Source organism: Shewanella sp. 0m-8, assembly GCF_052977265.1.
Genome location: NZ_JBRIMB010000065.1, coordinates 1 through 24,635 on the forward strand (window position 1 = coordinate 1; position 24,635 = coordinate 24,635).

Genomic DNA, 24,635 nt, shown 5'->3' on the forward strand with positions numbered 1-24,635 from the left:
TTATCGATATCGTAGGTCCAGCCCATATCATCGTTATCCAGGCTAAAGCTGGCGATAATATCGCTGATTTGTTGGGCAGAGAGTGATGCATTAGCCCCATTTTGCCAATTGATATCGTCGTTATAACTGCTGTCGAGGCTGAGTACGTCATTGTTATCGACATCGGTTGCAGTCAGGATGCCGGTGGCCACCAATCTATCTGGGTCGACATCAATCATATCCTCAGTCACACTACCAGACACGCCAACTGTTAACTCTGGAATATCGTTGGTACCGGTAATGGTGATGGTGACGACTTGAGTATCTGATAAACCAAATTCATCGGTAACGGTTACGGTAAAGCTTTCAGTTTCTGTATCGCCATAAGCCAAACTATTCGTAAGTTCATTATCTAAGGTAAAAGACCATTCGCCAGTAGAACCATCGAGTGTGAAGGTCCCGTAGGGAGTGACAGGGTCATCATTTAATTGCCAAGTGAGTAGGGCTCCGTTATCAACATCATCTGCTGATAGGGTACCGCTAGTTTGTGGGATACCTGCAGTTGCTATATTGCCACCGATAAGGACACCCGCTTCAATAACATTACCTAGGGCATCTTCGAGGGATGAGGTGATTTCAGGTGCGTCATTCTCACCTGTAATAGTAATAACAAGTGCTTGGACTACGGAGTCACTATCACTATCGGTTAGTTGGTAATTGAATGTATCGAAGAGTTGCTCGCCTTGAGCAAGAGATTGAACCTCTGATAACTGATTATTTAATTGATAGGTATAACTACCGTCAGCCGCAATAATTAGTGAACCATAAACTCCCGATATTAGAGTATTTCCTGCAACGTTAATGCTTGAGTTTTCACTGTTGGTTACTTGAGTTACAGTGGCTAAATCTGCACCGAGGGTATCGTTTTGCAGTACATTGCCGGTGACACCATCAAGATTATTTTGGCTGATTTCATTACTGTCATCTAAGCCACTTGGGGCATCATCAACAACATTTGCAGTGACTAAGGTTGTGGTTTGAACTCCCTGATTATCAGTTAGCTGCAATAGGAATAGTTCGGATAAGGTATCTGAATCGGAGTGATCGAGTGTGGCAGCTAAGGTGTAGCTGTAAGTTAATACTGAATTGACAGCGTCATAGTTGCTAATAGTTAACACACCATATTGGGTGCTGATTGATACAGGCCCGACAAAATTCCCATCAGTAAAAACGGCTATGCCATTAATGCTGAGAGATTGGATCCCCGCTTGAACATTAACAGATACACTTTCAGCTTGAGATAGCAAAGCCGCTTGGGGCTCTGAACCTTGTTCTAGATGCCTTTCATATAGCGTCACAGCACGAGCTGAAAGCTGAGGCCGTGCGAATTCTGTTAGAAAAATAGGTAATTCATCTACCTGGGTTAATTCTACTTGCGCAAAGCCCGCAGTATCATGCCCGGCATTAGCCAGAGTTTCATCGCCCGTTCGGCCAACGGCAATATAGCCACCGCCTTCATTGCCAGCTTGAGCCGTCTCTCCTGCCGCTGTGTCAGGTAAGTTTTCTGTCGGATCTTCACCGCTCAGGATTTTAGCTTGTAAGGCTGCGATTTCAGGATCGAGCGCAGCTTCAGTTGGTTCAGATGCCTGTACGTTCTCGTTGCTAGTAGAAGGGGGAACTGCTAATTCGTCTTGGGTCGCAGTTGTGCCATCACTGTATTGCAATGTGAATGTGGTGCCTGTTGATATACTGTGCGCTGTATCTTGTTTTAATGTATCGCCGACACGTAGTGGAACCATTTCGCCTTGGCTGTTTTTTGCACTTATAGAGCCAGAGAGCTTAACAATCGTGGCGTCCTGCTTGGGAGTGAATGTATCCATCATAAGTTACTCTAACCTTCTCATCCGTGAGTTAAATTAAGAATTATCAGTACTTAGTAATCATTTTTTTGCGCACTGACAGTATGAATTCTGTACTGCATTGAGCCGTTGTCAAATCTAGGGAAGTCAAGGAGGAAGGGGAGGATTAAGCAACATTTACGTATGATGCTGCGAATAGGCTTGTTATCAATTACTTAGAATAGAGTTTGTAAATTGGCGGGCTTTGCTACATAAAAAAAGGCCGCAAAATATGCGGCCTTTAGTTAAAAAAGGTATAAGCGTTACATTAGCTTTGCTGCATTTCGTCTGGTTTGCAGCGCCCGGTTAAGTTCACCTAAATGCTCCTGTGCATCAGCTAGAGCATGTAAGCTACTGATGTCATCTTGCAGGTAACAGGCTTTTTGCCACCAGATCTTAGCTTGATGGTAATCGTGATTTTGCTGGTAAAGCTTTGCTAAGCAGACTTGGTAATCGGCGTTATTTTCATAGCTAGACTCCAATGCCAATAACTGCTTTTTAGCGTCAACGTCGCTAGGCGTGAGCACTTGTGCTAACGCATTTAATACTGATGCAGATGGCGATGCTTTTACCTGTTTGAGTAACATTTTGACGGCTTCGTCTTTACGTTCAAAACGACTCAAACCTATTGCGTATAGCGCAATATATTCTGCTTGCTTTCTTTCGCCACGGGTTAACCAATGCCAGCACTTTTCTAATTCTTGCTCATTGGCTTTAGCTGCCTGGCTGAGTAAAGCCGTATTCGTTTTAAGCGATAAAGCGTTAAAAGCATCATCTTCTAATACGTGCTTTTTACTAACGATTGGCAGCAGTAATTTTAGTGCTTGCCAATCTTGTTGTGCTTGATAAAGCTCAATAGCCAATTTGAGAATGGGTAACTTACTCTTGCTGGTCGGATTGAGTTTATCTAACTCCTCTCTTGCTGCGACTAAATCGCCTTGCTGTAATAAGTAACGAGTCCGAGTGGTGCTGACGGCTTTAACTGCGAGGGGTTCGAGTTGCGCCTTTGCTAAGTATTCATCACGGGCTTGGTGATTATCTTGATGATGTGCTGCACGGGCTGCAGCTAATAGATTTAAAGCTGGGATTTCACCTTTTTCAGCCCCTTTAGCCATGGCTTTCTCTGCCGCAGGCCAATCTTCTTCAGCTAATGCTAGTGCACCTAATAATGTGTGTTTACGTGCAGCTTTTTTACGCCATCTTTCTGGGAGGTAGCGACTATTTAATACTAAATTTAATAGCCATACGACAACAAATTCAACGAGTTGTAGCAAGCTGTAAAAGATAATTAGCGCAATAATGGCGAAGACGATACTGGTTTCGACCTGATAATCACCAATGGCCAGATAGAGATAGCCTTTACTGCCAACAAGAAAAGGGCTGATACAAAGCCCTAGTAAAATAATAATAAGGTAGACGAGAGCGCGAACCATTACTGCGCCTCCTCTGTCATCAAGTTGCCATAAGTGACTAATTGATTAAGCAGGTTAGATGCTTCAAAACGCTCTATATTCGTTGTTTGGATCTTCAACGTCTCCAGTGCATCTAAAGTGGCTAAGGTATCAATTGTTTGTTGATCTTTAAGGTCAAAGTACTGATAGACCCATTTTCTGGCTAACTTAATTGAATTACGGTAATTGACCTGATCTTGGCGATACAAGGCCAGTTGAGCTTGGAGCAGTTTATTCTTTATATTTTCAACTAAATACCACTGTTGATCAGGCTCAAGTAATGGCGCTGCATCTGTGGTGCGTTTTCGAATAATCACGAAATCATCAATGAGTGCCTGCCATGATTTAGCCAAGTTAGACTGCCAATCATCTAGCGAGTCACTGACTTTATTATCGCTGAGCTCTTCGGCAGAGAAGTGGGTCTCTGCGCGATTCAAAGGCAGCTTATCTAGGCCTGTTATGATGTTATCTATGGTTAAAACGGTGCCCGATATATCGGTATTCTTAATGGCTGCAACGACTGCAATATCTTTAGCTAATGCTTTTCTTAGCGGCATTAGTGAAGGATCACGCATTGACTTAATACGTTCATCTGCCGCTTTTAACAGGCTGGTAGCAGTACTAGGGTCTTTTTCTAGCCACAGTTTTTGCCCTGCAAGCCTAACCAGGTATTTGGCCTCTTCGGCGCGCCAATGGTTTGGATTACGCTGAGCAATAATCGATACGCGCTCTTCAAGCTGAGTTTGCTGCTCAAGTGTCTTTTTCAGGGTTGAGTCAACACTAGACTTGAATTGGTTTTGTTGCTGCTCTAAAGACGCTATGCGCTGATTGGGTTTCGTCAGTGCAGATTGAAGCTTTTGGTTTAACGCTGCAGACTCTGCTTTTTGGGCTTGAAGCTGTTGATACAGGTAGTAACCGCCAGCGATAGAAGCAAAGGCTAATAGCAATAGTAAAAAGAGGGTAAAGATAATACCCCAAGGCGCCGGCTTGCTTTGAGAGGAAGGCTTATTAACAGTATTTTCGTCTGTATTTGTTTGCGGTTCTGACTGCGCCTCGATAACTGGCTGTGTTGCTGCAGTTGGCTCGGTAGTCGGCTCTGAAGCGTTGGCGTCAGTGTTCTTGGTTTCCATTTAACAGTCCTTGAAAGCTATGATGCTGCAGAAATAGCGAGTATGAACTTAACATTAACTGCGAATTACTTTAGAGATAACGCAGTTAACATTGCATTGGTGTTTGCGGCGGTGGCATTACTAATTTGCACTAGGCCGTACGCTTTTGCTTTTTCATATACTCGGGAGCTTGGCACTATAATATGACAAGTTTGCAGCCAAGCAAATAGCTCTTTTGGTACTGTTTTAATGAGGTTATCGAGTATTTCGCCGCTGGTAATGATGATAGTGTCTATACCGAAGCTTTGCCATTGTTGGCAAAGGGATCTTGTATCTAGCGCTGGGCAACCGCGTTTATAGACTTCCCAGTAATTCAGTTGGGCTTGGCGTTTACTCAGTTCGTTGGCGAGATCTTCGCGTCCGCCTTGGCCTCTAACAATCAGGATATTTTTACCACTGACCTGAGTCAGCGTGGACAGGGTGAGTAAGCCTTCTGTCTGTTGACAGTCTTCGGGGGCTTTCTCTGCATCAATTCCTATATCCTTAAGGGCTGCATGAGTAGCATCTCCAACCGCAAGGTAATGGGCCGATTCAGGCCATTGATTATTGATTGTTTTAGAAGCAAAGCTAACCGCATTAGTGCTGATGAAAATGATGATATCGGCTCGTTTTAGCGTGATATCAATTTGCTGGGCATCGAGGTTAGAAGTGGGCTGAACATTCAGTAGGGGCGTGATGAAATAAGAGACGTTGCGCTGAGTTAACGCCTCTGCCATCAACTGATTGCGCCCTTCAGGACGCGTCAGTAAGACTTTCATTTTTATGATGATTACGCGTTAGCGTAAACAGCATCAAGAATGGTTTTAGCACCCTTGCCGAGTAGCTCTTCTGCTAATGCAACGCCTAGCTTTTCAGCATCGGCTTTATTGCCTGAAGACGCGGCAGTGATGATTTGACTACCATCTGGATTACCCACTAAACCACGTAGGCTTAACGTGTCACCGTCGATCTCTGCGTATGCACCAATTGGTACCTGGCAACCGCCTTCAAGACGAGTATTCATTGCACGTTCTGCAGTCACGCGCAGACGCGTTTCAGCGTGCTCAAGTGGTGCAAGTAGCGCTTTAACACGGGCATCGTCGGTACGACATTCAATACCGACAGCGCCTTGGCCGTTTGCTGGTAGAGATTGTTCAGCAGAAATAAAACTAGCGATTCTTTCTTCTAGCTTTAGACGCTTAAGGCCTGCCGCAGCAAGAATAATGGCATCGTAGTTACCGGCATCTAGTTTTGCTAAACGAGTTCCGACGTTACCGCGCAGATCTTTGATAACAAGATCTGGACGAGCAGCACGAATTTGGCACTGACGACGTAGACTAGAGGTACCCACTACTGCGCCTTGTGGCAGATCTTCAATTGTTTTAAAAGTGTTTGATACGAATGCATCGCGTGGATCTTCACGCTCACAAATCACTTCAAGACCTAGACCTTCTGGGAATTCAACTGGCACATCTTTCATTGAGTGAACTGCTATATCGGCTTTGCCTTCTAGCATTGCGACTTCAAGTTCTTTTACAAATAAGCCCTTACCACCAACCTTTGCAAGTGGTGTGTCTAAGATGATGTCACCTTTGGTGCTCATTGGCAGTAATTCAACAGTGAGACCTTCATGGATTTTTTCCAATTCAGCTTTCACAAATTCGGCTTGCCACATGGCAAGAGGGCTCTTACGTGTTGCGATACGGATCAGATTTTGAGACATGCACGATATTCCATCTTAGAACTTATTTGCGCCAATGCTAACATTGCCTGCATATAGATGTAACATTCTGCTGCTGATTCTTTGAAGTCTACCCAGTTCTACACAGGTAAAAAGTGTGATCTTGATCGCATTTACTTGCTGCTTGTACAATTGCCATATACATTAGTGAGTAGTTATCTACGATTTAGGGTTAATCATTTGCCAGAAGAGCTTGTTAGACTCGAACATGCCGCGAAGAGATTGGATGTGATCAGGTATGCCAGAGCTATTGCATTATTGTCGCCTTTAAAGCGCCATCTTCTTCGCTTAATCCCTTTTTTGCTCCACAGTCACCTACCTAAATTACCCGGTTATAACGGACCGCTAACCCCTCGCGGTATTGCTAACTATCAGCCCGATTCAGACACTGAAGAAGCCTGTGAAACTCTCAACCTTGATATCGCTGCCACAAATAATAGTAAACGCCCTCAAATAGAGGGCGTTTACAGCATGGGCAGCACAGCCAGCTTTGGCCAAAACCCTCAAAGCGATATCGATGTATGGCTAATACATAGCGATCTTTTGAGTAAAAATGAGTGCGAGTTACTTGCTAGCAAAGCTGCATTATTGACGCAGTGGTTCGCTAAATTTGATTTAGAAGTGAACTTCTATTTGGTGCATCCAGAGCAATTTATTAGAGAGCAGGGCGAACAGGCTGATTTATACAATTGCATGGGGCATGAACACAGTGGTAGTGCTCAACATTGGTTGCTACTCGAAGAGTTTTATCGTAGTCAATTTCGTTTAGCGGGTAAGCCTATTGCATGGTGGCCCAATGCTAAAGTGTCTCCTCAATTACTTTCATTAGGCGATGCCAATACCCTGCCAGCGAGTGAATATTTTGGGGCTTCGCTGTGGCAGCTCTACAAGGGGGTTGAAAAGCCTCATAAAGCATTGTTGAAAGTGCTGTTACTGGAGGCGTATGCCAGTGATTACCCCCATACTCAGTTAGTGAGCGAGCGGATTTGGCAGCATACATTAGAAGGGGATTTCTCGGCGGCTAATGACGCTTATTATCTGCTATATGAATCGATAGAGTGCTATCTAAAGAAACGGGGTGATGGCCGCCGACTGGAAATCACGCGGCGTTGTTTTTACTTAAAATGTGGCGTTAAATTGAGTCGGCATGATCAAGCGATCGATTGGCGTTACTTTAAAATGCAAAAATTAGTTGCCGATTGGAACTGGTCTGAAAGCTTACTGAAAACCTTAGATAATTGTGAGAATTGGCACTGTGGTCAGTTGCAATGGTTTAACGAGCAACTTAACGAACTGATGCTAGGTAGCTATCAAACATTGCTGCAATTCGCTTCAATCCATAGATTAAGTGAAAGTTTAAGGATCTCAGAGTTAGGCTTGCTAACCCGTAAGCTACATACCTACTTTAGTGAAGATGCTCACCAGATCATGCGCCTTAATCCGCTGTGGAGTCACTCGATTTTAGAGACTCATTTATCTGTTATCTATAGTGAACAAGATAAGCAATATTACCTCTACCGATGTTCGCCTAATCCTAGAAACTTCCTTGAGCATAGCGCAGTATTCCATTCAAAAAGTAAGGCTAAGTTGTTGGTATGGGCTAGTTTGAATGGTGTGGCAGACAGTAAAACCCAGTGGCATGAAGTCAGGCAAAGTAAGCGCAAATCGACCTACTTAACTCAAGCGGCTCATCGGCTTGATGGACTTATTGTAAATCAATCGACAAAAGTGTCTAAGATGGCACTTTACCAGCCGTGGCATTTTAGCAAGCTGGTGTTTTTATTGAATTTCAATAGTGACCCTACCGAGAGTTGGCAAGGGCAAGACATCATGGTCGACTATATGAACAGTAATGTGTTCTCGATTGGTCGACAGCATTTGAATATGGTGGACTCGATTGATGTGATTAGCCTTAACAGCTGGGGGGAATGGCATTGTCATCATTTTGAGGGAGAAAAAAGTATCTTAGATGCTTTGTCGTTCGTGACACCGGGTATGAAGCGGGCCAGTGCGCCAGTCTCGGTGGAGGTGATTAGCTGTTCAAGCAAGTTACGATCGCAAACAGAACGTACTGTGCAGAACCTGCTTTACAGAGCGGTGCGACTTAGCCGTCAGGCGCAAAGCTCAACGACCTTAGGTTATGCATTACAGGTCGGACGGCTGCGTTACGGTTTGTTCTTCAATAATCGTGGCATGCATTACGAGAATTTAAGTGATGCAAAATCTTTCTATCAACAGCTATCTCAGCGTAAATTACTTGAGCTGCCCAGACCAACGTTAGGTGACGAGCCTTTTGCCAAAGTGCCTTCAGTGATCCAAGACTATGCGGCTAAAGGTGCGATTCAGTATTTCTTGCGCCAAAGAGAGGAAGGTTTAGATGTGTTTATTTTAGATGAGATGAACGAGCTAAACCACTATGTACAAGAGGGAACAGACGTGAATGCGTTAGTGAACAAGTTGAGTCACTATCACACATTTGAAGATCCTCAACTTGCAAAAGAGCATTTTAATCTGCCGCAGTTTTTTAAATTAGATCGGGTAAAAGGCGAGCTGCTTGCAGTCCCTTTTGGTGTGACGCTGGAGTCTTCTGAAGTCGATTTTTAGCAGTGAGCACTAGGCGGTTAAACATAGCAGAATGAGAAGTATGACGACTCATTCTGCTACTAAAGCGTTAAATATCTAGCTTTAAGCCGCTTTGCTTGAAGATAGACTCAACCACGAAAGGCATAAACTCATTGCCATTACGCTCATCCATCCATTTGCCGTCAACATAAGCGAAATGGTAACCGCCAAACTGGGTTGCCAACCAAATTTCATGCAGTGGTTCTTGTTTGTTGATAACAATCTTAGATGTGCCATTAAATTCTAATTGCAGCACATTACCTGATCCATCCACATCCACATCCGCATCTTGCTCATCAATCAGTACTTCTAACGCGTTATCAATTGTTTGAAATATTTCATCAACCAATTGATGAAATTCAAAATCTGTTATAGCCATGCTGATTATTCCTCAGATTTAGGTAATACAAACATATTACCAATCGATAGCCTGATTACCAATCACATTAATTGTGTGGTTAATCACTATCAAAGTAATGCTAGCGATTATTTAATACAGCTAATGCGTTACTTTTCAATTCTTTACTAACTTATTGGTGGGGCTGCCCTCTAGATAAAAGACTCGGGATAAGTTGAATTATTTTGCATTAGCATCGCTTTGTGCAGTCAAGTTGTGATTTATCCTAATTAACCTAGTCAATACATGGCTAACTGAGCGAGGGATTTATGCAAGAAAGGCCTGATATAAATGCGTTATAGGGTTGACGCATTGCGGGCTGTCTGCAAACATCAGGATTACAATTTTCGCCGTATAGCAAGCCGTAGTGTTATTGCTACAAGGGTCACCTGATGTTGAAAAAAATGAGACTGTTTTTGCTAGTAGGGCTTGGTAGCCTAGTGCTTTTAGGTTGTGGACAGAAAAGTGCGTTATTTAGAGCGCCTCCGCAAGACGTTAATCAGCAGGCAACTGATAAGCAGGTGTCTGACGCAGAGCATGGGCAAAGCGAACAAAGCAAAAAGGACTAAAGACATTGGATCATTTTTTATATCAAGCAGATGAGCTTTATGCGGAGCAATGCCAAGTTGCCGACCTCGCAAAGCAGCATGGAACGCCACTATATATTTATTCCCGTGCAACCTTAGAGCGTCATTGGCACGCCTTTGACAATGCCGTGAGCGATCATCCACACCTTATCTGCTATGCAGTAAAGGCAAACTCAAACATTGCGGTACTTAACGTATTAGCACGTTTAGGCAGTGGCTTTGATATTGTCTCTGGCGGTGAACTGCTACGCGTCATCGAGGCCGGTGGCGATCCTGCAAAAGTGGTTTTCTCCGGCGTTGGTAAAACCGTCGAAGAGATGGAGATGGCGCTGAATCTTGGTATTTATTGTTTTAATGTCGAGTCAGCAGCCGAACTTGAGCAGCTTAATCTTGTTGCTTTGCGCCTTGGCAAGGTCGCGCCAGTTTCACTACGAGTGAATCCAGATGTTGATGCGGGTACTCACCCTTATATCTCTACGGGTCTAAAAGAGAATAAATTTGGTATCGCAATGGAAGAGGTTGAGGCTATCTTTAGCCGCGCCAATGAATTGCCAGGCCTAGAGGTTAAGGGCGTCGATTGCCATATCGGATCTCAGTTAACCGAAATTAAACCGTTTTTAGATGCGATGGATCGTATGCTAGCGTTAATCGATCGCTTAGCAGAGCAAGGTATCGACATTAAACACTTTGATGTGGGCGGTGGACTGGGGGTGACCTACGATGATGAAGTGCCACCTCAGCCAGATGTGTACGCTGCTGCTTTATTAGAACGATTAGGCGATCGTGATCTTAAATTAATTTTTGAACCTGGCCGAGCCATTGCTGCCAACGCAGGTATTTTTGTTACTCAAGTGCTTTACTTAAAAGAGAACAGTGACAAACGTTTCGCCTTAGTTGATGGCGCTATGAATGATCTTATTCGCCCGTCTCTCTATAGTGCATGGCAGAAGATTATCCCGGTGATTGAACGTGCGGGTGAGACGCAAAGCTATGACGTTGTTGGGCCGGTTTGTGAAACGGGAGACTTCTTAGGCAAAGACCGTCAGCTTAATATACTCGCAGGTGATTATTTGGCTATTCGCTCATCGGGAGCCTACGGCTTTACCATGTCGTCTAATTACAATACTCGTCCACGTGCCGCAGAACTGATGGTGGATGCAGACAAAGCTTATGTGATTCGAGAGCGAGAAAAATTAGCTCAATTATGGCAAGGTGAGCAGATCCTGCCGTAAACTAGAATAATACTAATGTAGTGGATGCCACAGCATGCGCTACAGATACTTTTTAAGGATGTCCACCTTGATCCAATTCACTAAGATGCATGGGTTAGGCAATGATTTTATGGTCGTTGATGGAGTGACACAAAATGTGTTTTTCTCCCCAGATCAAATTAAGCGCTTAGCCGATCGGAATTTTGGCGTTGGTTTTGATCAGTTACTGCTGGTTGAGCCTCCGTACGATCCCGATTTAGATTTTCATTATCGCATCTTTAATGCTGATGGCAGCGAAGTTGAACAGTGTGGCAACGGTGCCCGTTGTTTTGCACGCTTTGTGCGTAATAAAGGTTTGACCCACAAACACAAAATTCGCGTGAGCACCTCTTCGGGTAAAATCACTTTGCGTCTTGAGCGTGACGGTAAAGTAACGGTTAATATGGGCATACCCGTACTTGAGCCGAGCAAAATTCCTTTTACCGCCAAGAAAGTTGAGAAAACCTATCTGCTTTTGGCATCGAGCGGCACCTATCTTTGTGGCGCAGTGTCTATGGGTAACCCCCATTGCGTGATTGAAGTTGACGATGTGGCCGCAGCCGATGTCGATACCATTGGCGCCGAGTTGACAAATCATGAGCGCTTTCCAAAAGGTGTGAATGTTGGCTTTATGCAGGTGGTGAACTCAGGTCATATTAAGCTCAGAGTTTATGAGCGTGGCGCAGGTGAAACATTAGCTTGCGGAACAGGAGCCTGTGCGGCGGTAGTTGTGGGTATTGAGCAAGGTAAACTTGATCGCAACGTGCATGTGGACTTGCCTGGCGGCAGTTTAACGATTAACTGGGACGGCGAGGGCAAGCCTTTATGGATGACAGGGCCTGCTGAGCATGTTTATGACGGGCAGATCGCACAATGATAGATAACTCGAACAAGGCCCCTCCCTTCGATGAAATTCTCATCCGCGAATACTTATTGGATAACCCAGATTTTTTCAGCCGCTATCCAGAGTTATTACTAGCGATGCGAATTCCCCATGTTGAGCGCGGGGCGGTGTCATTAGTCGAGCGCAAGCAAGAGATGTTACGCCAACGAGTCGCTCAGTTAGAAGAAGAGATCACCGCTTTGCTAGCGATGGCATCACGTAATGAGCAGATCTACATGTTTAACAGTGCATTATCTATGCAACTGCTAAAATGTGAAGATATGGGCGATCTACGGCAAGTCTTGTCTAATGGGTTAAAAGAGCAGTTTCAGTTCAGTCATGTCAGGCTGATCACCGTGCATGACATCGATAGCGAGCTATCGCAGATCTGGAGCAAACGCCTCAGCTCTGGTTACTATTTTGGCCGCCTGACTAATGAAGAGTCAAAGCGTCTATTTGGAACCGAGGTGGGTTCGGTCGCACTGTCTCGATTATCTAAAGAATGCGGTCAGGTTATTTTTGCGATTGCTAGCCACGATCCTAGCCACTTTCATCCTGAGATGGACCACCTTCTGCTGTCTCAGCTTAAACAGTTACTTGATCACCAGCTGACTAAAATCTAATAGCGAGGCTTTATGGCTGATAATTCAGCTTGGTTGAGCGGGTTTGAACGTTACTTACGCACCGAGCGTCAAGTTTCGGCTTATACAGTGCGTAACTACCTGTTTGAGCTAAAGCGAGTCGAGAAGCTATTTAACGATACGGAGTCATGGTTGTCACAGCAACATGACTCCTTACAGGCGATTTTAGCTAAATTACACCGCAAGGGTCTAAATCCGCGTTCCTTATCGTTAACCCTCTCCTCTTTAAAACAGTTCTATGGTTTTTTACTTAGGGAACAGCAGTTAAAGGTTAACCCAGCTGTAAGCCTTACTGCACCCAAGCAAGGCAAGCCTTTGCCAAAAAATATGGATGTCGACTCGATATCGCACCTGCTTGATATCGACGCTAACGATCCGTTAAGTTTTCGCGATAAAGCCATAATGGAGCTATTTTACTCGTCGGGTTTACGTCTTGCTGAGCTCGCTGCGCTTAATGCAGCCGATATTCAATTTTCACAGGCGCAAGTCAAAGTGTTAGGTAAGGGCAGTAAAGAGCGGATAGTACCCATAGGCAAGTTGGCATTAGCCGCGATTACTCAGTGGTTAGCGGTTAAGCGTGACATCGCTTGTGAAGACGATGCCCTGTTTGTTACCGCTAAAGGCAAACGTTTAGCTCACCGTAGTATTCAGGCTCGTTTGGCTAAGTGGGGGCAAGAGCAAGCCATAGGCATTAAGGTACACCCGCATAAATTACGTCACTCGTTTGCTACCCATATGCTCGAATCCAGTGCCGATCTGCGTGCAGTGCAAGAGCTGTTAGGTCATGCAAACTTGTCGACGACTCAGGTTTATACCAGTCTCGATTTTCAGCATCTAGCTAAGGTGTACGACAGTGCACACCCAAGAGCGAAAAAAAGAGGCAACCGATCATGAAGATCTTTATTCGCCCACAAGCCTTTGACGCGATTAGCTTCGACTTAGACGATACGCTTTACGATAATCGCCCAATCATTCGTCAGGCCGAATCCGCGCTGCAAGCATTTTTACATCAGCAGTGGCCTAAATCGAAGCTGTGGCAGCTTGCTGATTGGCACAAGCTCAAACTCGCCTTGTTTAAGGAGTCTCCTAAGCTGCGACATGATACTACGCTAGCAAGACTGCTAATGTTAGAGCGTGGCCTGCTAGAGCTAGGTTATGATGCTAAGACGGCAACAGCAGGGGCTCAAGCAGGGCTCGCGCACTTTGTGATGCATCGTAGTCACTTCAAGGTATCAAGTGAGGTGGTTGAGTTACTCAATGCGCTTAAAGCCCGTTACCGATTAATTGGCATAACTAACGGCAATGTTGATCATCAGCGCGTTGGTTTAGATGGGGTATTTGAGTTTGTACTGCACCCCGGCCATGGCTTTAAGCAAAAGCCGTCGAGCGATATGTTTACCCATGCGGCGGATAAATTAGCGCTACCTTTATCGCGTATTTTGCATGTGGGCGACAGCGCTAAAAGCGATGTTGATGGCGCCAGGAAAGCCGGTTGTCAGGCTGTATGGCTTAACCCGGGCTTCGGCGTTACAGAGAAATCGATCGCCAACAGGCAACTGCCACATATTGAAATCGCGTCTGTGCTGCAATTGAGAGTTCTTATTAAGGTCTAATGCAAGCGACTTGCTGACGTCTTGCTATCTTCCTTTATCTTGATATGCTCATATTTCTTAAAAAATTAAGAATAAACAGAGTTTTATACTAGATAAGGATTATCATGAAAAAACTATTTGTTGCAGTGTCAATTCTACTATTAACCAGCGCCTGTTCAATCAAACAGCGAGTTGATCCGGTACACGTGAATAATAATGCTGAAGTTTGTATTCAGAAGAACCCCGATGTACGAGAGGGTTTTCTGCAAGAGATGGAAAAAATTCTAGCAGAGAAGCAAATTAAATACCGCATTGTTGAACAGTTAGATGCAAGTCAGCAATGTGAGTGGACAGCGACTTATACCGCTAATTGGCGTTGGGATCTTGCATTATATATGGTTTACGCAGAAATTAAGGTGTTTCATGATGGCCGGTTAGACGGTGAGGCTATTTATGATGCGCGCAATGGTGGCGCGAATATGAATAAGTTTATTGATGCTGAACCTAAAATACGTGAGCTGATTGAGCAGCTTATTCAGCAAAAGCAAGCTTCAGTAAATTGGTCTCCGTTGCAACAAACTGCTATTTAATAGAAAAGGCTCACTGATGTGAGCCTCTTATTTTTATGGGTCAGCCTTTATACGCTAACCATCAGTTCGATGACTCAAGCGGTTAGCGCAAGCGCTTTGAGGAACAAAACGTTGTTCTCAATATTAATATGCTGTTTTAAGTCCGCTTCGAATTCTGCCAAGCTGGCGTAACATACGCGCCAAGTGGTGCAGGCGTGCGCTGGTGGGGTAAAGTTATTTGTTAGCTCGCGGATCTTTTCAAAGATCTGCTGTGCATCATCGTGCTCATACTGCATAGCATTAATTGGATTGCCGATATGACCAAAGCAGTTTTGCATCTCAACTTGGTTATGTAGCCCTAAAATTGCAGGGAATAATATCTGTTCTTCTTTCATCAGGTGAGGCATTAAGTCATCGACTAATGCACGGATCCAACCTGCTAGAGGCTTTATCTCGTCATGATTTTCACCGTGGGCACGCACCATTTTTTGGCTGTACTCTACCAGTAAAGGCGCTTTCTCTCTTACAAAAGTGTGATGAGTCGATTCAATGTAATTGAGCAGATCGGGTAAAGCTAATTGCTCTAGACCTTGCTGCTTCTCGCCTTCAGTGTCTAACGCCATTAATGCATCGAGAAGCGCTGTTTCATCAGCATCAAAGCGTGTAATTGCTCGGGCTAATGAAATACCGCCACCACAACAAAAATCGATACCATGCTGGCTAAACAAATGGGCAGTGCGAAAATCGTTAGCGACTAATTCTCCTACACGAGAGGCAAGTAGGCTTTCTTTAGATTGAAGATCGTTCGAGTGAAGTGTGTTTGATTTAGTCATTGGCAGATCCAAGGCAAGTTTAGTTTGAAATATACGTGCATATTATTTGCATCTTTTGGCGTGTTCAATTATTACTTGAGTAAAATGCTCGGGTAATCACACTTTGAGGTATAATTTAGCTCGATCTAGGTAGAAGTCCCAAGCCAAGGTTTATTGCTATAGATGTGGTCTCATCGATGTTTTCGGAAGTTTTTTATACACAGAGCCGATTAAGATTTGTAAACACATAGTGTTTTAATTTTGATTAATTTAAACTAGCCAGAATCAAAGTGATACGAGTGTGCGATAAAGTCAGTTATGTACGTTATTAAAAACAAAGGTAATGCTGCGGCCTAATGTCGAGCTTATCGAGTTTTATCCGAGCAATATTCATCACCTCTCCAGCTAAGTTGGGGCGGATGCTGTTGATCGTGATTTTAACGATGCAATCCATGGTAACTATGGCTGATGATTGTACTTCTGCTCATGATGATTGTGGCAGTGAAGTCACCTATGTGGCTGAGCATACGAACGGCACTGTAAATAACACATCACAATGTGATGAAGTTGAAACAGCAAGTCATGTAGAAGATGACTGCGCTGAGTGTAGCAATAACTGCTGCTCATGTTGCATGACCTTAATGCACCCTATCACTGCGTTAAAATCAGTGACAGCAAGCCCTAATAGCCACATTTTTGCTTTTTGCTCTACTTCTATTGAGTCCCCTTATTTCGCTTTCCTGCGCCCCCCTAAAGCCTTAATCGTTTAATCAAAACTTTATTCATTTAGCGAGCTTTTACAAGCTTGCTAAAGAGCTGTTGGGCCTCTTGTAGGTTTAACTCACAGCTCTGTATTTTTGTATTAAATCGAGGCTTAATCTCCGATGTTTCATAATACTTATTGCGCAAAATCTGTCACTAAAATTGGCATGTTTTGTGTTTGGCGAGGGCTTTATTGCACCTTGGCGCTTATTGCTCTGATATCCGCAACCTCAGTTATTGCGGCTACAGCCGACTCTAACGGTAATGCAGAACAATCTAATACGCTTTCTTTACCGGTTGTGATTGAACGGGTTCAACAACAGCATCCATCACTGAAAGTGTTTAAGTTTAGGCAGCAAGCGCTTGATGGCGCAGCGCAAACTCAAGCGTTGACTCCAGGCTTTGAAATCGGCTTTGATGCCGACAATCTCGTGGGCAGCGGTGAGTTCCAAGGAATTGATAGCGCCGAGTTTAGCGTATCTCTGTCTTCTGTCATTGAGCTTGGTGACAAGTTAGATGCTCGCAGCGGTATTGTTAGTGAGCAGCGCGCTGTATTAGATGCCGAACAAAAAATTACCGCATTAAACTTATTAGCTGAAGCGACACGTCGTTATATCGATGTATTGGCGGCGCAGTCGCAACTGCAACTTGCTGTTGATTCATTACAGCTTGCAGAAGAAACACAAGCGGTTGTAGCTAAGCGCGCTCAAGCAGCTGTAACACCAGAGGCCGAAGTAAAGCGCGCCCAAGCGGCGGTATTTAATGCCAGACTGGTTGCAGAAACTCAGCTACAGCAACTCGATTACGCCAAATTAGCGTTAAGCATGATGTGGGGCGAGTCTAGGGTAAATTTTGTTTCATTACAGGGCAGTTTGTTCGCTTTTACTGATGATGTCGCACTTGAGCCTTTATTTGAGAAAGTGAAATATAGCCCAGCTATTACCGCTTTTTTAACTCAGGCACAGCTTAAAGAGGCCGAGTTACGCTTTGCTAAAACCCAGTCTAGCAGCGATATCAGCTGGTCGGTTGGTGTAAAGCAATTTCAGCAAACTAATGATATGGCATTGACCGCCGGTTTTAGTATGCCGCTGTTTAATGGTGAGCGTAACACTGGTGCCGTGCTTTCGGCACAAGCCGCAAAAGAGCAAGTACTCGCCAACAGAGAAGTGGCACTTTTAGAGTTATATGGCCAACTGTATCGTGCTTATGCCAGCCGTAAACAAGCGATAATGACTGTTAACCGCCTACAGGCAAGCGTGATCCCCACCTTAACCTCAGCCCTTGAAGATACCAAACAAGCCTATGAACAGGGGCTTTACAGCTATCTTGATTATTTAACTGCCCGAGAAGAACTGCTATTTGCTCGCCGTGCGTTAATTGATGCAGCGGCCTCTGCATTGCGTTATGGCGTCGATATTGAGCAGCTGATTGCTGAGCCATTACCTGCTTCTCAACATACCTTCTTCAATGATTTTTCCAAGACTGCTGACTTTTCTAACGCAGCTAATGTTTCTAATGCTGCTACAGGACAAACCAAATGAACGCGACCTTATTAAATAAATTCTCCTCAGTTCACCTTGCTGTTGTTGCTGCAGTTGCATTGATGATTAGCAGCACTGTTAACGCTTCAGCTGAACACAGCCATGAGCCTGTAAATGGCCATGAGCCTGAGCATAAACATGAAGTTGCGCATCAAGAGCAAACAGCGCACACCAATCAGCATCAAGACGAGCATGATAGCCATGGTGATGAGCATAGCGATGAACATGGCCATAATGACGGTCATCAAGACGAACATAGTGGTCACGATGATGAGCATGGTGATGAGCACGGTCACGACGAGCATGAAGAGGGCAGAGTTCATATCAGCGCCGAGCAAATTGTAGCCTCGGGTATTGCGACAGAGCTTGCTGCAGCGGGCGATATCAAACAAACATTGACGGTATATGGCCGTGCAGTAGTGCCAGAGGCGGCCAGCAGTGAAATCCGCGCCCGTTTTGCAGGCTTAATCACCCGCATGAATGTAACCGTTGGCGATAGCGTTAAAGCCGGGCAAGTGGTAGCTGAAGTCGAGTCAAACTCTAGCTTAAAACGCTACTCGATTAAGGCGCCGATCTCCGGAGTGGTGGTGAGCCGCACTGCTAATACTGGCGAAATGGCCACTGATAATGTGCTGCTGACCATTATCGATGACAGTCAGCTTTGGGCGCAGTATCAAATCTTCCCTGGCCAACTAAGCAAGGTTGCTGTTGGGCAGGCGCTTAGCATTTCTGCTCAGCAGCTAACAGCGGCTTCGAGTATCCAATATCTACTCAATTCAACAAACGGTGACAACATTAAGCTCGCTCGTGCGCCACTCGATAACAGCAGCGGCCAATGGGCGGTAGGGGCTTTGTTATCAGGCAAACTGACGCTGAGTAAACAAGCGGTGACGTTAACGATAGATAACCGCGCACTGCAGGAGTCAGAAGGCCAGCAAGTAGTGTTTATCCGCAATGAAGAGGGTTTTGAAAAGCGTGTGGTAACACTTGGTCAAAGCGATAGCCAAATGAGTGAAGTGTTGTCTGGTCTTGAGGGCGGTGAAGAATACGCGATAGACAATAGTTTTCTATTAAAAGCCGATCTTGAGAAATCAAGCGCAGCCCACGTTCACTAAAGGAGACGTCAATGATTGAGTCAGTATTGCGTCTTGCGATAAATAGACGCTGGATGATGATGTTCCTAGCCATGCTGTTAGTCGCAGTGGGGCTGTGGAGTTATCAAAAATTACCGATTGATGCGGTGCCGGATATTACCAATGTGCAGGTACAAATAAGTACCCGAGCAGAAGGTTATTCACCGCAAGAAACCGAGCAACGAATTACCTATCCGATCGAAAATGCGCTGATGGGGATCCCGCAGTTATCTTACACCCGCTCGCTATCGCGCTATGGTTTATCGCAAGTGACCGTAGTGTTTGATGAGGGCACAGATCTGTACTTTGCACGTAACTTGATTAATGAGCGCTTAAACGCGATCAAGGGTAAGTTACCCGCCGAGATTGAACCTGAGATGGGGCCGATCTCGACCGGGCTCGGTGAGATCTACATGTACACCATCGAAGCGCTGCCTAATGCTAAACAAGCTGATGGCCGTGAATTTGACGCGACAGCATTAAGAGAGATCCAAGATTGGATCATTAAACCTCAGCTGGCACAGGTGCCTGGTGTTACCGAGATCAACACTATTGGTGGTTATGACAAGGAGTACCACATCACGCCATTGCCAACCAATATGCTGCAATACGGTGTGTCATTTGTCGATATTAAGCTGGCGCTGCAAAGCAGTAATAGCAATCGTGGTGCTGGTTTTATTGAGCGAGATGGCCAGCAACTGACAGTGCGATCTGCTGCGCAGCTAAAGAGCATTAGCGATATTGAGCAAGTGGTGATTAAGCATATTGATAGCGCACCAATCTTTATAGCTGATGTTGCAGAAGTTGGCATCGGTAAGGCGCTGCGCACCGGCGCTGCAACCCGTGACGGCAAAGAAACGGTACTCGGTAGTGCCATGATGTTGGTGGGTGAAAACTCACGTCAGGTATCACTCGCAGTAGCCGCCAAGCTTGAAGATATTAAAGCATCGCTACCTGATGGCATTAAAGTTGAAGCGGTTTACGATCGCACCACTTTGGTGGACAAAGCGGTATACACGGTACAGAAAAACCTAGTAGAAGGCGCGTTGTTGGTTATCGTGGTGCTGTTTATTCTACTGGGTAACGCTAGAGCGGCACTCATTACCGCGGCGGTTATTCCGCTGGCGATGTTGGCAACGATGACGGGCATGGTACAAGCGGGCGTTTCGGCTAACCTGATGAGCCTTGGTGCACTCGATTTTGGTCTGATTGTCGATGGCGCAGTGATTATTGTTGAAAACGCGATTCGCAGGCTGGGTCAGGCGCAAGCGCAAAATGGTGGTCATGTATTGCCACGTAAACAACGTTTGCAGTTAGTGTTTGAAGCCACCAATGAGGTGATCCGCCCAAGCTTGTTTGGCGTGCTGATTATTACCGTGGTGTATATCCCGCTATTTAGCCTTACAGGCGTAGAAGGCAAGATGTTCCACCCAATGGCGGCAACCGTGGTGATGGCACTGTTAGCAGCATTAGTCTTGTCGTTAACACTGGTGCCTGCAGCAGTTGCTCTGTTTATGACGGGTAAAGTGAGCGAAAAAGAGAGCCGTGTCATTACCGCCACTAAGTCGCTATACAAGCCTCTGTTAATCGGTGCGATGAAGCTACGCTGGTTAGTGCTTGGCGCGGCTATGGCATTAGTTGGTTTCTCTATTTGGCTGGCAACAACCCTAGGCTCTGAGTTTATCCCACAGCTCAATGAAGAAGATATCTTGTTGCAAGCTATCCGTATTCCGGGGACTGGGCTGGAGCAATCCGTTGATATGCAGATCTTACTAGAAGATCGCATCAAACACTTCCCACAGGTGTTAAATGTATTTTCTAAGATCGGTACGCCAGAGGTGGCAAATGATCCTATGCCGCCAAATATCGCCGACACCTTTATTATGCTAAAGCCGCGTAATGAATGGCCTAATCCTAAGATGAGTCATGACGCTTTGGCGGCAGATATCGTTGCTGCGGTTTCTGGGCAGCCGGGAAATAACTTTGAGCTAACTCAGCCGATCGAAATGCGCTTTAATGAATTGATCTCGGGAGTGCGTGCCGATCTGGGTATTAAGGTTGTTGGCGATGATCTCGATCAGTTATTAGCTTCAGCTAACGCGATCCATGAAGTGCTAGAAAAGATCGATGGCGTTGCCGATCTGCAAGTTGAGCAAGTAACGGGTTTGCCAATGCTATCGATCCAGCCTGATCGCATGGCGTTAGCACGTTTTGGTTTAACGGTTGATGAGTTACAGGACTTTGTTGCTACCGCTATTGGTGGCGAGCAAGCAGGACTTATCTTTGAGGGCGATCGCCGCTTTAAAATCGTGGTGCGTTTACCAGAATTGATCCGCAAAGACGTTGAGCACTTGCACGAGCTGCCAATCATGTTGCCATCTGGGAAATATGTACCGTTATCTGAAGTGGCGACGTTAGATATTGCGCCATCGCCTAACCAGATCAGCCGTGAAAACGGTAAGCGTCGCATTGTAGTCACTGCTAACGTCCGTGGTCGCGACTTGGGCACCTTTGTCAGTGAAGCTAGACAGCAAATTGCCGAGCAAGTGGATATCCCTGCCGGTTACTGGCTGGAATATGGCGGCACCTTTGAGCAGCTTGAATCGGCAAGTCAGCGCTTATCGATTGTAGTGCCATTAACGCTGGCGCTTATTCTGGGCTTGTTGGTGATGGCCTTTAGTTCGGTCAAAGATGCCTTGATTATCTTTACGGGCATTCCATTAGCGCTAACAGGCGGGGTCATTTCACTTTGGTTACGAGACATGCCATTGTCGATCTCGGCAGGCGTGGGCTTTATTGCGCTCTCGGGTGTAGCGGTGCTTAATGGCTTAGTGTTGCTTAGCTTTATTCGTCAGCTCTACCAAGAAAAGGGCGAGCTGATGACAGCGATTATTGATGGTGCATTAATAAGACTGCGCCCAGTACTGATGACGGCCTTAGTGGCAGGGCTTGGCTTTGTGCCTATGGCGCTGAATATTGGTACAGGTGCAGAAGTGCAGCGCCCCATTGCCACAGTGGTAATTGGCGGTATTATCTCATCGACGTTATTAACTCTGTTTGTATTGCCTATTCTGTACCGTATGGCACACCAGCGCGGTGAGCATCGCAAGAGTGAGAATAAGCGAGCCAATGCTGAAAAACTTGAGCAAGCGCCTGTTTAAGCTAATGTTTAACAAGTGCTAGTTAGTTTTACCAAAGCGTGAAAAACAAAAGCCCTGCAGTTGCAGGGCTTTTTCTATTCGCTTTAAAGCTAAATTTAGAATTCAGTCTAGAACCATATCTAGAGCTAATTCCTAACTTATAGCAATTACTTGCTTTGAGTCATAAGCCAGTTACTTAGTAAACGTACGCCGTGGCCTGTACCGCCTGCTGGAGTAACACCCACATCTTTTGCCGCTAATGCGCTGCCAGCAATATCTAAGTGAGCCCACTTAGTATCGCCGGTAAACTGCTGTAAGAATACCGCAGCAGTCGTGGCACCTGGGCCGCCATAACCGGCATTTTTTAGGTCTGCAATCGGACTTTTAAGTAAGTCTTCATAAGCTAGCGGTAAGCGCCATAGTTTTTCATCTACGGCTTGACCAGAGAAGCTCAGTTCATCGACTAAGGTGTCGTCATCACTAAATACTGCTGTGTAGCGTTTACCTAGCGCACGTACCTTAGAGCCCGTTAGCGTAGCAACGTCTACCATTACCTGTGGTTGATAGTATTCGCGGGCGTACCACATGCCGTCAGCAAGGATTAAGCGGCCTTCAGCATCAGTATTAAGCACTTCAACGCTTAAGCCTTCTGCTGTCATTAATACATCACCTGGAGCAAGTGCGGTCTCAGACACCATGTTGGCTGCCAGAGGCATAACGGCTACCACGTTCACATCTGCTTTTTGCAGTGCCATCGCTTTTATGGCGCCCAGTACAGCAGCGGCACCCGCCATGTCTGACTTCATACGCGAGATAGAGTCGCCTGAGGCTTTAATGTTGTAGCCGCCCGAGTCAAAGGTGATGCCTTTACCAACCAGTGCGATAGGCGCATCGTCATTGCCTTGCCAGTGAGCAACCACTAAGCGGGCTCCTTCTAAAGAGCCGCGGCCAACAGCGTGCAGCGCACCCATACCAAGTTTTTCGATTTTCTTCGGCTCAAGTACTGTGACTTTTACGCCAAGCTTTTTAAGCTCTTTTGCCGCATTGGCAAAATCAACGGGCGTCATCTCAGTAGGTGTTTCTGAGGTGAGGTCGCGGGCTAGAAACACGCCTTGCTCAATTGCTGCAAGTTGGGCGTATTGCTTGTCTGCATCTTTTGGCTTGCTGACGGCAATGGTGTAATTCTTCTCAGCGGGCTTCTTGTCTGAAAAGTATTTATCGAACTTGTAAGCGCGCAGGTTAATACCGTGAGCCAGTTGTGCACCAAAGCTCGCATTGCTGCTAGCATCAGAGATCCCTGATGTCAGTAGCTGGATGTTATCGGTTTTAATACCGCTAAAGTGGGCAGTAATTTCTGCGCCAAGCTTATTGACTTCACCTGGGGTTAGCTCTGCTTCATCACCTACACCTATTACCACAAGGCGTTTAGCATTAATCCCCGTAGGCATTAAAATCTCAACGATTTGCTTCTTTTCGCCAGTAAATTCTTGCAGTGCCAAGGCATTGCTAATTTGCTGCTTTGATTGTTTATCTAGCTTGGTAAGGGCGCTTGATGCATTTTCGCCTGCTTGGAAGACGACTAAGGTGTCGATATTGTTTGCTGGTTTCTCTACAAAAGAAAAGGTTTCGGCGTGAGCTGAATAGCTAGTTAACAGGCTTAAGCTTAATGCACTGGTTAGCAGGGTTTTCTTGGTTAGCATAATGTCCTCTATCGGGATTTAGTTCTGCGATCGGGTTTTGCCAAAGGCGTCGCAGCTTCTTTTTGTTGTAGTTGTCGTTATTGTTTTTATTGGCACTTTCTTGCGTTAATCGCAGAAGGCTGTGCAATTTATCATTTTTTGAATTAACAACTAAGTTAAAACTTGTTAGGAATTGTCACATGGTTTGCGAGTCTACAAGGTAAAAATTAGCCGAAGCTGAAAGAAAAGACCGTGCTGAAATTTATTTCAATGATTTCTATAGAAGATTTATAAAATTATACCGTGGAGTAGATGGCTATAAACGCAGGCAATGTTGTTCCACTATTTGGGCTCACATAATAAATATGAAAATGCTGCTGAAGTTATTTGCTGATTCTGTAGATCTAAAGTTGAGCATTAATCAGCTAGGCCTTAGGTAAGTATTGCAAGATCCTAGACGACTGCTGTTTTTTACGGCAGAAGGGTAATTATCGGGATTTTTCAGATGGAAACGCTAAAAAAGTAAGATGTTAAGGACGCATTATCTAATTAATAATCATTATCAGTCAAAAGTAGTACCTTGTGAATTCTATGTTTCTGCTTGTGATGTTTTGTTGTTGTTTTTGCTGTTGTTTTCATTTTGCTGTAGTGGTAGTTTGCCGCCCATGTAACAGATTGTTAATTATTATCGCTGTCGATGTAGTCGTTAAGTGTCATTAATTATAACTCTGATTCTGACGAATCCCCACAAAAAGATAAACAGAAATAATGAGATAGGCAAAATAATAAGGAACATTCATGGCATTCGGT

The 24,635-nt window shown here is 45.1% G+C and carries 20 protein-coding genes; 12 read left to right on the forward strand and 8 right to left on the reverse strand.

The window, feature by feature from the left end; translation table 11 throughout:
- The 5 genes from ACVBIO_RS20085 to hemC form a co-directional block, all read right to left on the reverse strand.
- A partial coding sequence (locus ACVBIO_RS20085; protein ID WP_447173284.1) for a retention module-containing protein occupies nucleotides 1–1,862 on the reverse strand: 1,862 nt, incomplete at its 3' end.
- A 278-nt stretch (nucleotides 1,863–2,140) separates the two neighbouring features.
- Nucleotides 2,141–3,310 carry a heme biosynthesis HemY N-terminal domain-containing protein gene (locus ACVBIO_RS20090; protein ID WP_447162558.1) on the reverse strand — a complete coding sequence of 390 codons (1,170 nt, stop codon included), beginning with the start codon at nucleotides 3,308–3,310 and terminating at the stop codon, nucleotides 2,141–2,143.
- Entirely contained in the window at nucleotides 3,310–4,458 is a 1,149-nt protein-coding gene (locus ACVBIO_RS20095) for a uroporphyrinogen-III C-methyltransferase (protein WP_447162557.1), read from the reverse strand. Before ACVBIO_RS20095 ends, ACVBIO_RS20090 begins: the two co-directional genes overlap by 1 nt.
- 65 nt (nucleotides 4,459–4,523) lie before the next feature.
- Complete coding sequence (locus ACVBIO_RS20100; protein ID WP_447162556.1) at nucleotides 4,524–5,255, reverse strand: uroporphyrinogen-III synthase; 732 nt, start codon at nucleotides 5,253–5,255, stop codon at nucleotides 4,524–4,526.
- An 11-nt stretch (nucleotides 5,256–5,266) separates the two neighbouring features.
- The gene (gene hemC / locus ACVBIO_RS20105) at nucleotides 5,267–6,199 is read right to left on the reverse strand and encodes a hydroxymethylbilane synthase (protein ID WP_447164354.1); all 933 of its coding nucleotides are present in this window, start codon (nucleotides 6,197–6,199) and stop codon (nucleotides 5,267–5,269) included.
- A gap of 198 nt (nucleotides 6,200–6,397) precedes the next feature.
- Here hemC and ACVBIO_RS20110 point away from each other — a divergent pair, with 198 nt between their 5' ends.
- Nucleotides 6,398–8,821: a class I adenylate cyclase gene (locus tag ACVBIO_RS20110; RefSeq protein ID WP_447164355.1), complete on the forward strand. Its 2,424-nt coding sequence runs from the start codon at nucleotides 6,398–6,400 to the stop codon at nucleotides 8,819–8,821.
- 67 nt (nucleotides 8,822–8,888) lie between these two features.
- On the opposite strand, the gene cyaY is transcribed toward ACVBIO_RS20110, so the two are convergent.
- Entirely contained in the window at nucleotides 8,889–9,218 is a 330-nt protein-coding gene (gene cyaY, locus ACVBIO_RS20115) for an iron donor protein CyaY (RefSeq protein WP_447162553.1), read from the reverse strand.
- Nucleotides 9,219–9,628: 410 nt separating this feature from the next.
- Between cyaY and ACVBIO_RS20120 the strand changes: the two genes are divergently transcribed.
- The 7 genes from ACVBIO_RS20120 (at nucleotide 9,629) to ACVBIO_RS20150 (ending at nucleotide 14,779) form a co-directional block, all read left to right on the forward strand.
- A complete protein-coding gene (locus tag ACVBIO_RS20120; protein ID WP_447162552.1) occupies nucleotides 9,629–9,805 on the forward strand; it encodes a hypothetical protein in 177 nt (58 codons plus the stop codon).
- A gap of 5 nt (nucleotides 9,806–9,810) precedes the next feature.
- On the forward strand, nucleotides 9,811–11,055 hold the full coding sequence (lysA, locus tag ACVBIO_RS20125; protein WP_447164356.1) for a diaminopimelate decarboxylase: 1,245 nt from the start codon (nucleotides 9,811–9,813) through the stop codon (nucleotides 11,053–11,055).
- Nucleotides 11,056–11,122: 67 nt separating this feature from the next.
- Nucleotides 11,123–11,950 carry a diaminopimelate epimerase gene (gene dapF / locus ACVBIO_RS20130; protein WP_447162550.1) on the forward strand — a complete coding sequence of 276 codons (828 nt, stop codon included), beginning with the start codon at nucleotides 11,123–11,125 and terminating at the stop codon, nucleotides 11,948–11,950.
- Entirely contained in the window at nucleotides 11,947–12,579 is a 633-nt protein-coding gene (locus ACVBIO_RS20135) for a DUF484 family protein (RefSeq protein ID WP_447162549.1), read from the forward strand. Before dapF ends, ACVBIO_RS20135 begins: the two co-directional genes overlap by 4 nt.
- A gap of 12 nt (nucleotides 12,580–12,591) precedes the next feature.
- Nucleotides 12,592–13,491, forward strand: coding sequence for a tyrosine recombinase XerC (gene xerC, locus ACVBIO_RS20140; protein WP_447173285.1), 900 nt, complete (start codon nucleotides 12,592–12,594; stop codon nucleotides 13,489–13,491).
- Entirely contained in the window at nucleotides 13,488–14,210 is a 723-nt protein-coding gene (locus ACVBIO_RS20145) for an HAD-IA family hydrolase (protein WP_447173286.1), read from the forward strand. Before xerC ends, ACVBIO_RS20145 begins: the two co-directional genes overlap by 4 nt.
- A gap of 104 nt (nucleotides 14,211–14,314) precedes the next feature.
- A complete protein-coding gene (locus tag ACVBIO_RS20150) occupies nucleotides 14,315–14,779 on the forward strand; it encodes an Sbal_3080 family lipoprotein (protein ID WP_447173287.1) in 465 nt (154 codons plus the stop codon).
- Between the two features lie 74 nt (nucleotides 14,780–14,853).
- Here the strand turns inward: ACVBIO_RS20150 and ric are convergent, their stop codons facing one another.
- Nucleotides 14,854–15,591 (reverse strand): iron-sulfur cluster repair di-iron protein, encoded by a 738-nt coding sequence (ric, locus tag ACVBIO_RS20155; protein ID WP_447173288.1) that lies wholly within the window; start codon nucleotides 15,589–15,591, stop codon nucleotides 14,854–14,856.
- 335 nt (nucleotides 15,592–15,926) lie between these two features.
- Here ric and ACVBIO_RS20160 point away from each other — a divergent pair, with 335 nt between their 5' ends.
- The 4 genes from ACVBIO_RS20160 (at nucleotide 15,927) to ACVBIO_RS20175 (ending at nucleotide 22,167) form a co-directional block, all read left to right on the forward strand.
- Entirely contained in the window at nucleotides 15,927–16,340 is a 414-nt protein-coding gene (locus ACVBIO_RS20160) for a hypothetical protein (RefSeq protein ID WP_447173289.1), read from the forward strand.
- Between the two features lie 114 nt (nucleotides 16,341–16,454).
- Nucleotides 16,455–17,873 (forward strand): TolC family protein, encoded by a 1,419-nt coding sequence (locus tag ACVBIO_RS20165; protein WP_447173290.1) that lies wholly within the window; start codon nucleotides 16,455–16,457, stop codon nucleotides 17,871–17,873.
- Entirely contained in the window at nucleotides 17,870–18,988 is a 1,119-nt protein-coding gene (locus tag ACVBIO_RS20170) for an efflux RND transporter periplasmic adaptor subunit (RefSeq protein ID WP_447173291.1), read from the forward strand. The genes ACVBIO_RS20165 and ACVBIO_RS20170 overlap by 4 nt, the downstream gene beginning before the upstream one ends.
- 11 nt (nucleotides 18,989–18,999) lie before the next feature.
- Nucleotides 19,000–22,167, forward strand: a complete 3,168-nt coding sequence (locus tag ACVBIO_RS20175) for an efflux RND transporter permease subunit (protein WP_447173292.1) — start codon at nucleotides 19,000–19,002, stop codon at nucleotides 22,165–22,167.
- 146 nt (nucleotides 22,168–22,313) lie between these two features.
- On the opposite strand, the gene ACVBIO_RS20180 is transcribed toward ACVBIO_RS20175, so the two are convergent.
- Nucleotides 22,314–23,846, reverse strand: a complete 1,533-nt coding sequence (locus tag ACVBIO_RS20180; RefSeq protein WP_447169629.1) for a leucyl aminopeptidase — start codon at nucleotides 23,844–23,846, stop codon at nucleotides 22,314–22,316.
- Between the last annotated feature and the right edge of the window lie 789 nt (nucleotides 23,847–24,635).

What these genes read in the sequence shown, in the direction of transcription:
- ACVBIO_RS20180 (WP_447169629.1), bottom strand. Translation starts at nt 23,846, where the DNA reads ATGCTAACCAAGAAAACCCTGCTAACCAGTGCATTAAGCTTAAGCCTG.
- ric (WP_447173288.1), bottom strand. Translation starts at nt 15,591, where the DNA reads ATGACTAAATCAAACACACTTCACTCGAACGATCTTCAATCTAAAGAA.
- ACVBIO_RS20165 (WP_447173290.1), top strand. Translation starts at nt 16,455, where the DNA reads ATGTTTCATAATACTTATTGCGCAAAATCTGTCACTAAAATTGGCATG.
- hemC (WP_447164354.1), bottom strand. Translation starts at nt 6,199, where the DNA reads ATGTCTCAAAATCTGATCCGTATCGCAACACGTAAGAGCCCTCTTGCC.
- ACVBIO_RS20090 (WP_447162558.1), bottom strand. Translation starts at nt 3,310, where the DNA reads ATGGTTCGCGCTCTCGTCTACCTTATTATTATTTTACTAGGGCTTTGT.
- ACVBIO_RS20120 (WP_447162552.1), top strand. Translation starts at nt 9,629, where the DNA reads ATGTTGAAAAAAATGAGACTGTTTTTGCTAGTAGGGCTTGGTAGCCTA.
- ACVBIO_RS20145 (WP_447173286.1), top strand. Translation starts at nt 13,488, where the DNA reads ATGAAGATCTTTATTCGCCCACAAGCCTTTGACGCGATTAGCTTCGAC.
- ACVBIO_RS20135 (WP_447162549.1), top strand. Translation starts at nt 11,947, where the DNA reads ATGATAGATAACTCGAACAAGGCCCCTCCCTTCGATGAAATTCTCATC.
- ACVBIO_RS20095 (WP_447162557.1), bottom strand. Translation starts at nt 4,458, where the DNA reads ATGGAAACCAAGAACACTGACGCCAACGCTTCAGAGCCGACTACCGAG.
- cyaY (WP_447162553.1), bottom strand. Translation starts at nt 9,218, where the DNA reads ATGGCTATAACAGATTTTGAATTTCATCAATTGGTTGATGAAATATTT.
- ACVBIO_RS20100 (WP_447162556.1), bottom strand. Translation starts at nt 5,255, where the DNA reads ATGAAAGTCTTACTGACGCGTCCTGAAGGGCGCAATCAGTTGATGGCA.
- ACVBIO_RS20160 (WP_447173289.1), top strand. Translation starts at nt 15,927, where the DNA reads ATGTCGAGCTTATCGAGTTTTATCCGAGCAATATTCATCACCTCTCCA.
- ACVBIO_RS20150 (WP_447173287.1), top strand. Translation starts at nt 14,315, where the DNA reads ATGAAAAAACTATTTGTTGCAGTGTCAATTCTACTATTAACCAGCGCC.
- ACVBIO_RS20175 (WP_447173292.1), top strand. Translation starts at nt 19,000, where the DNA reads ATGATTGAGTCAGTATTGCGTCTTGCGATAAATAGACGCTGGATGATG.
- ACVBIO_RS20170 (WP_447173291.1), top strand. Translation starts at nt 17,870, where the DNA reads ATGAACGCGACCTTATTAAATAAATTCTCCTCAGTTCACCTTGCTGTT.
- xerC (WP_447173285.1), top strand. Translation starts at nt 12,592, where the DNA reads ATGGCTGATAATTCAGCTTGGTTGAGCGGGTTTGAACGTTACTTACGC.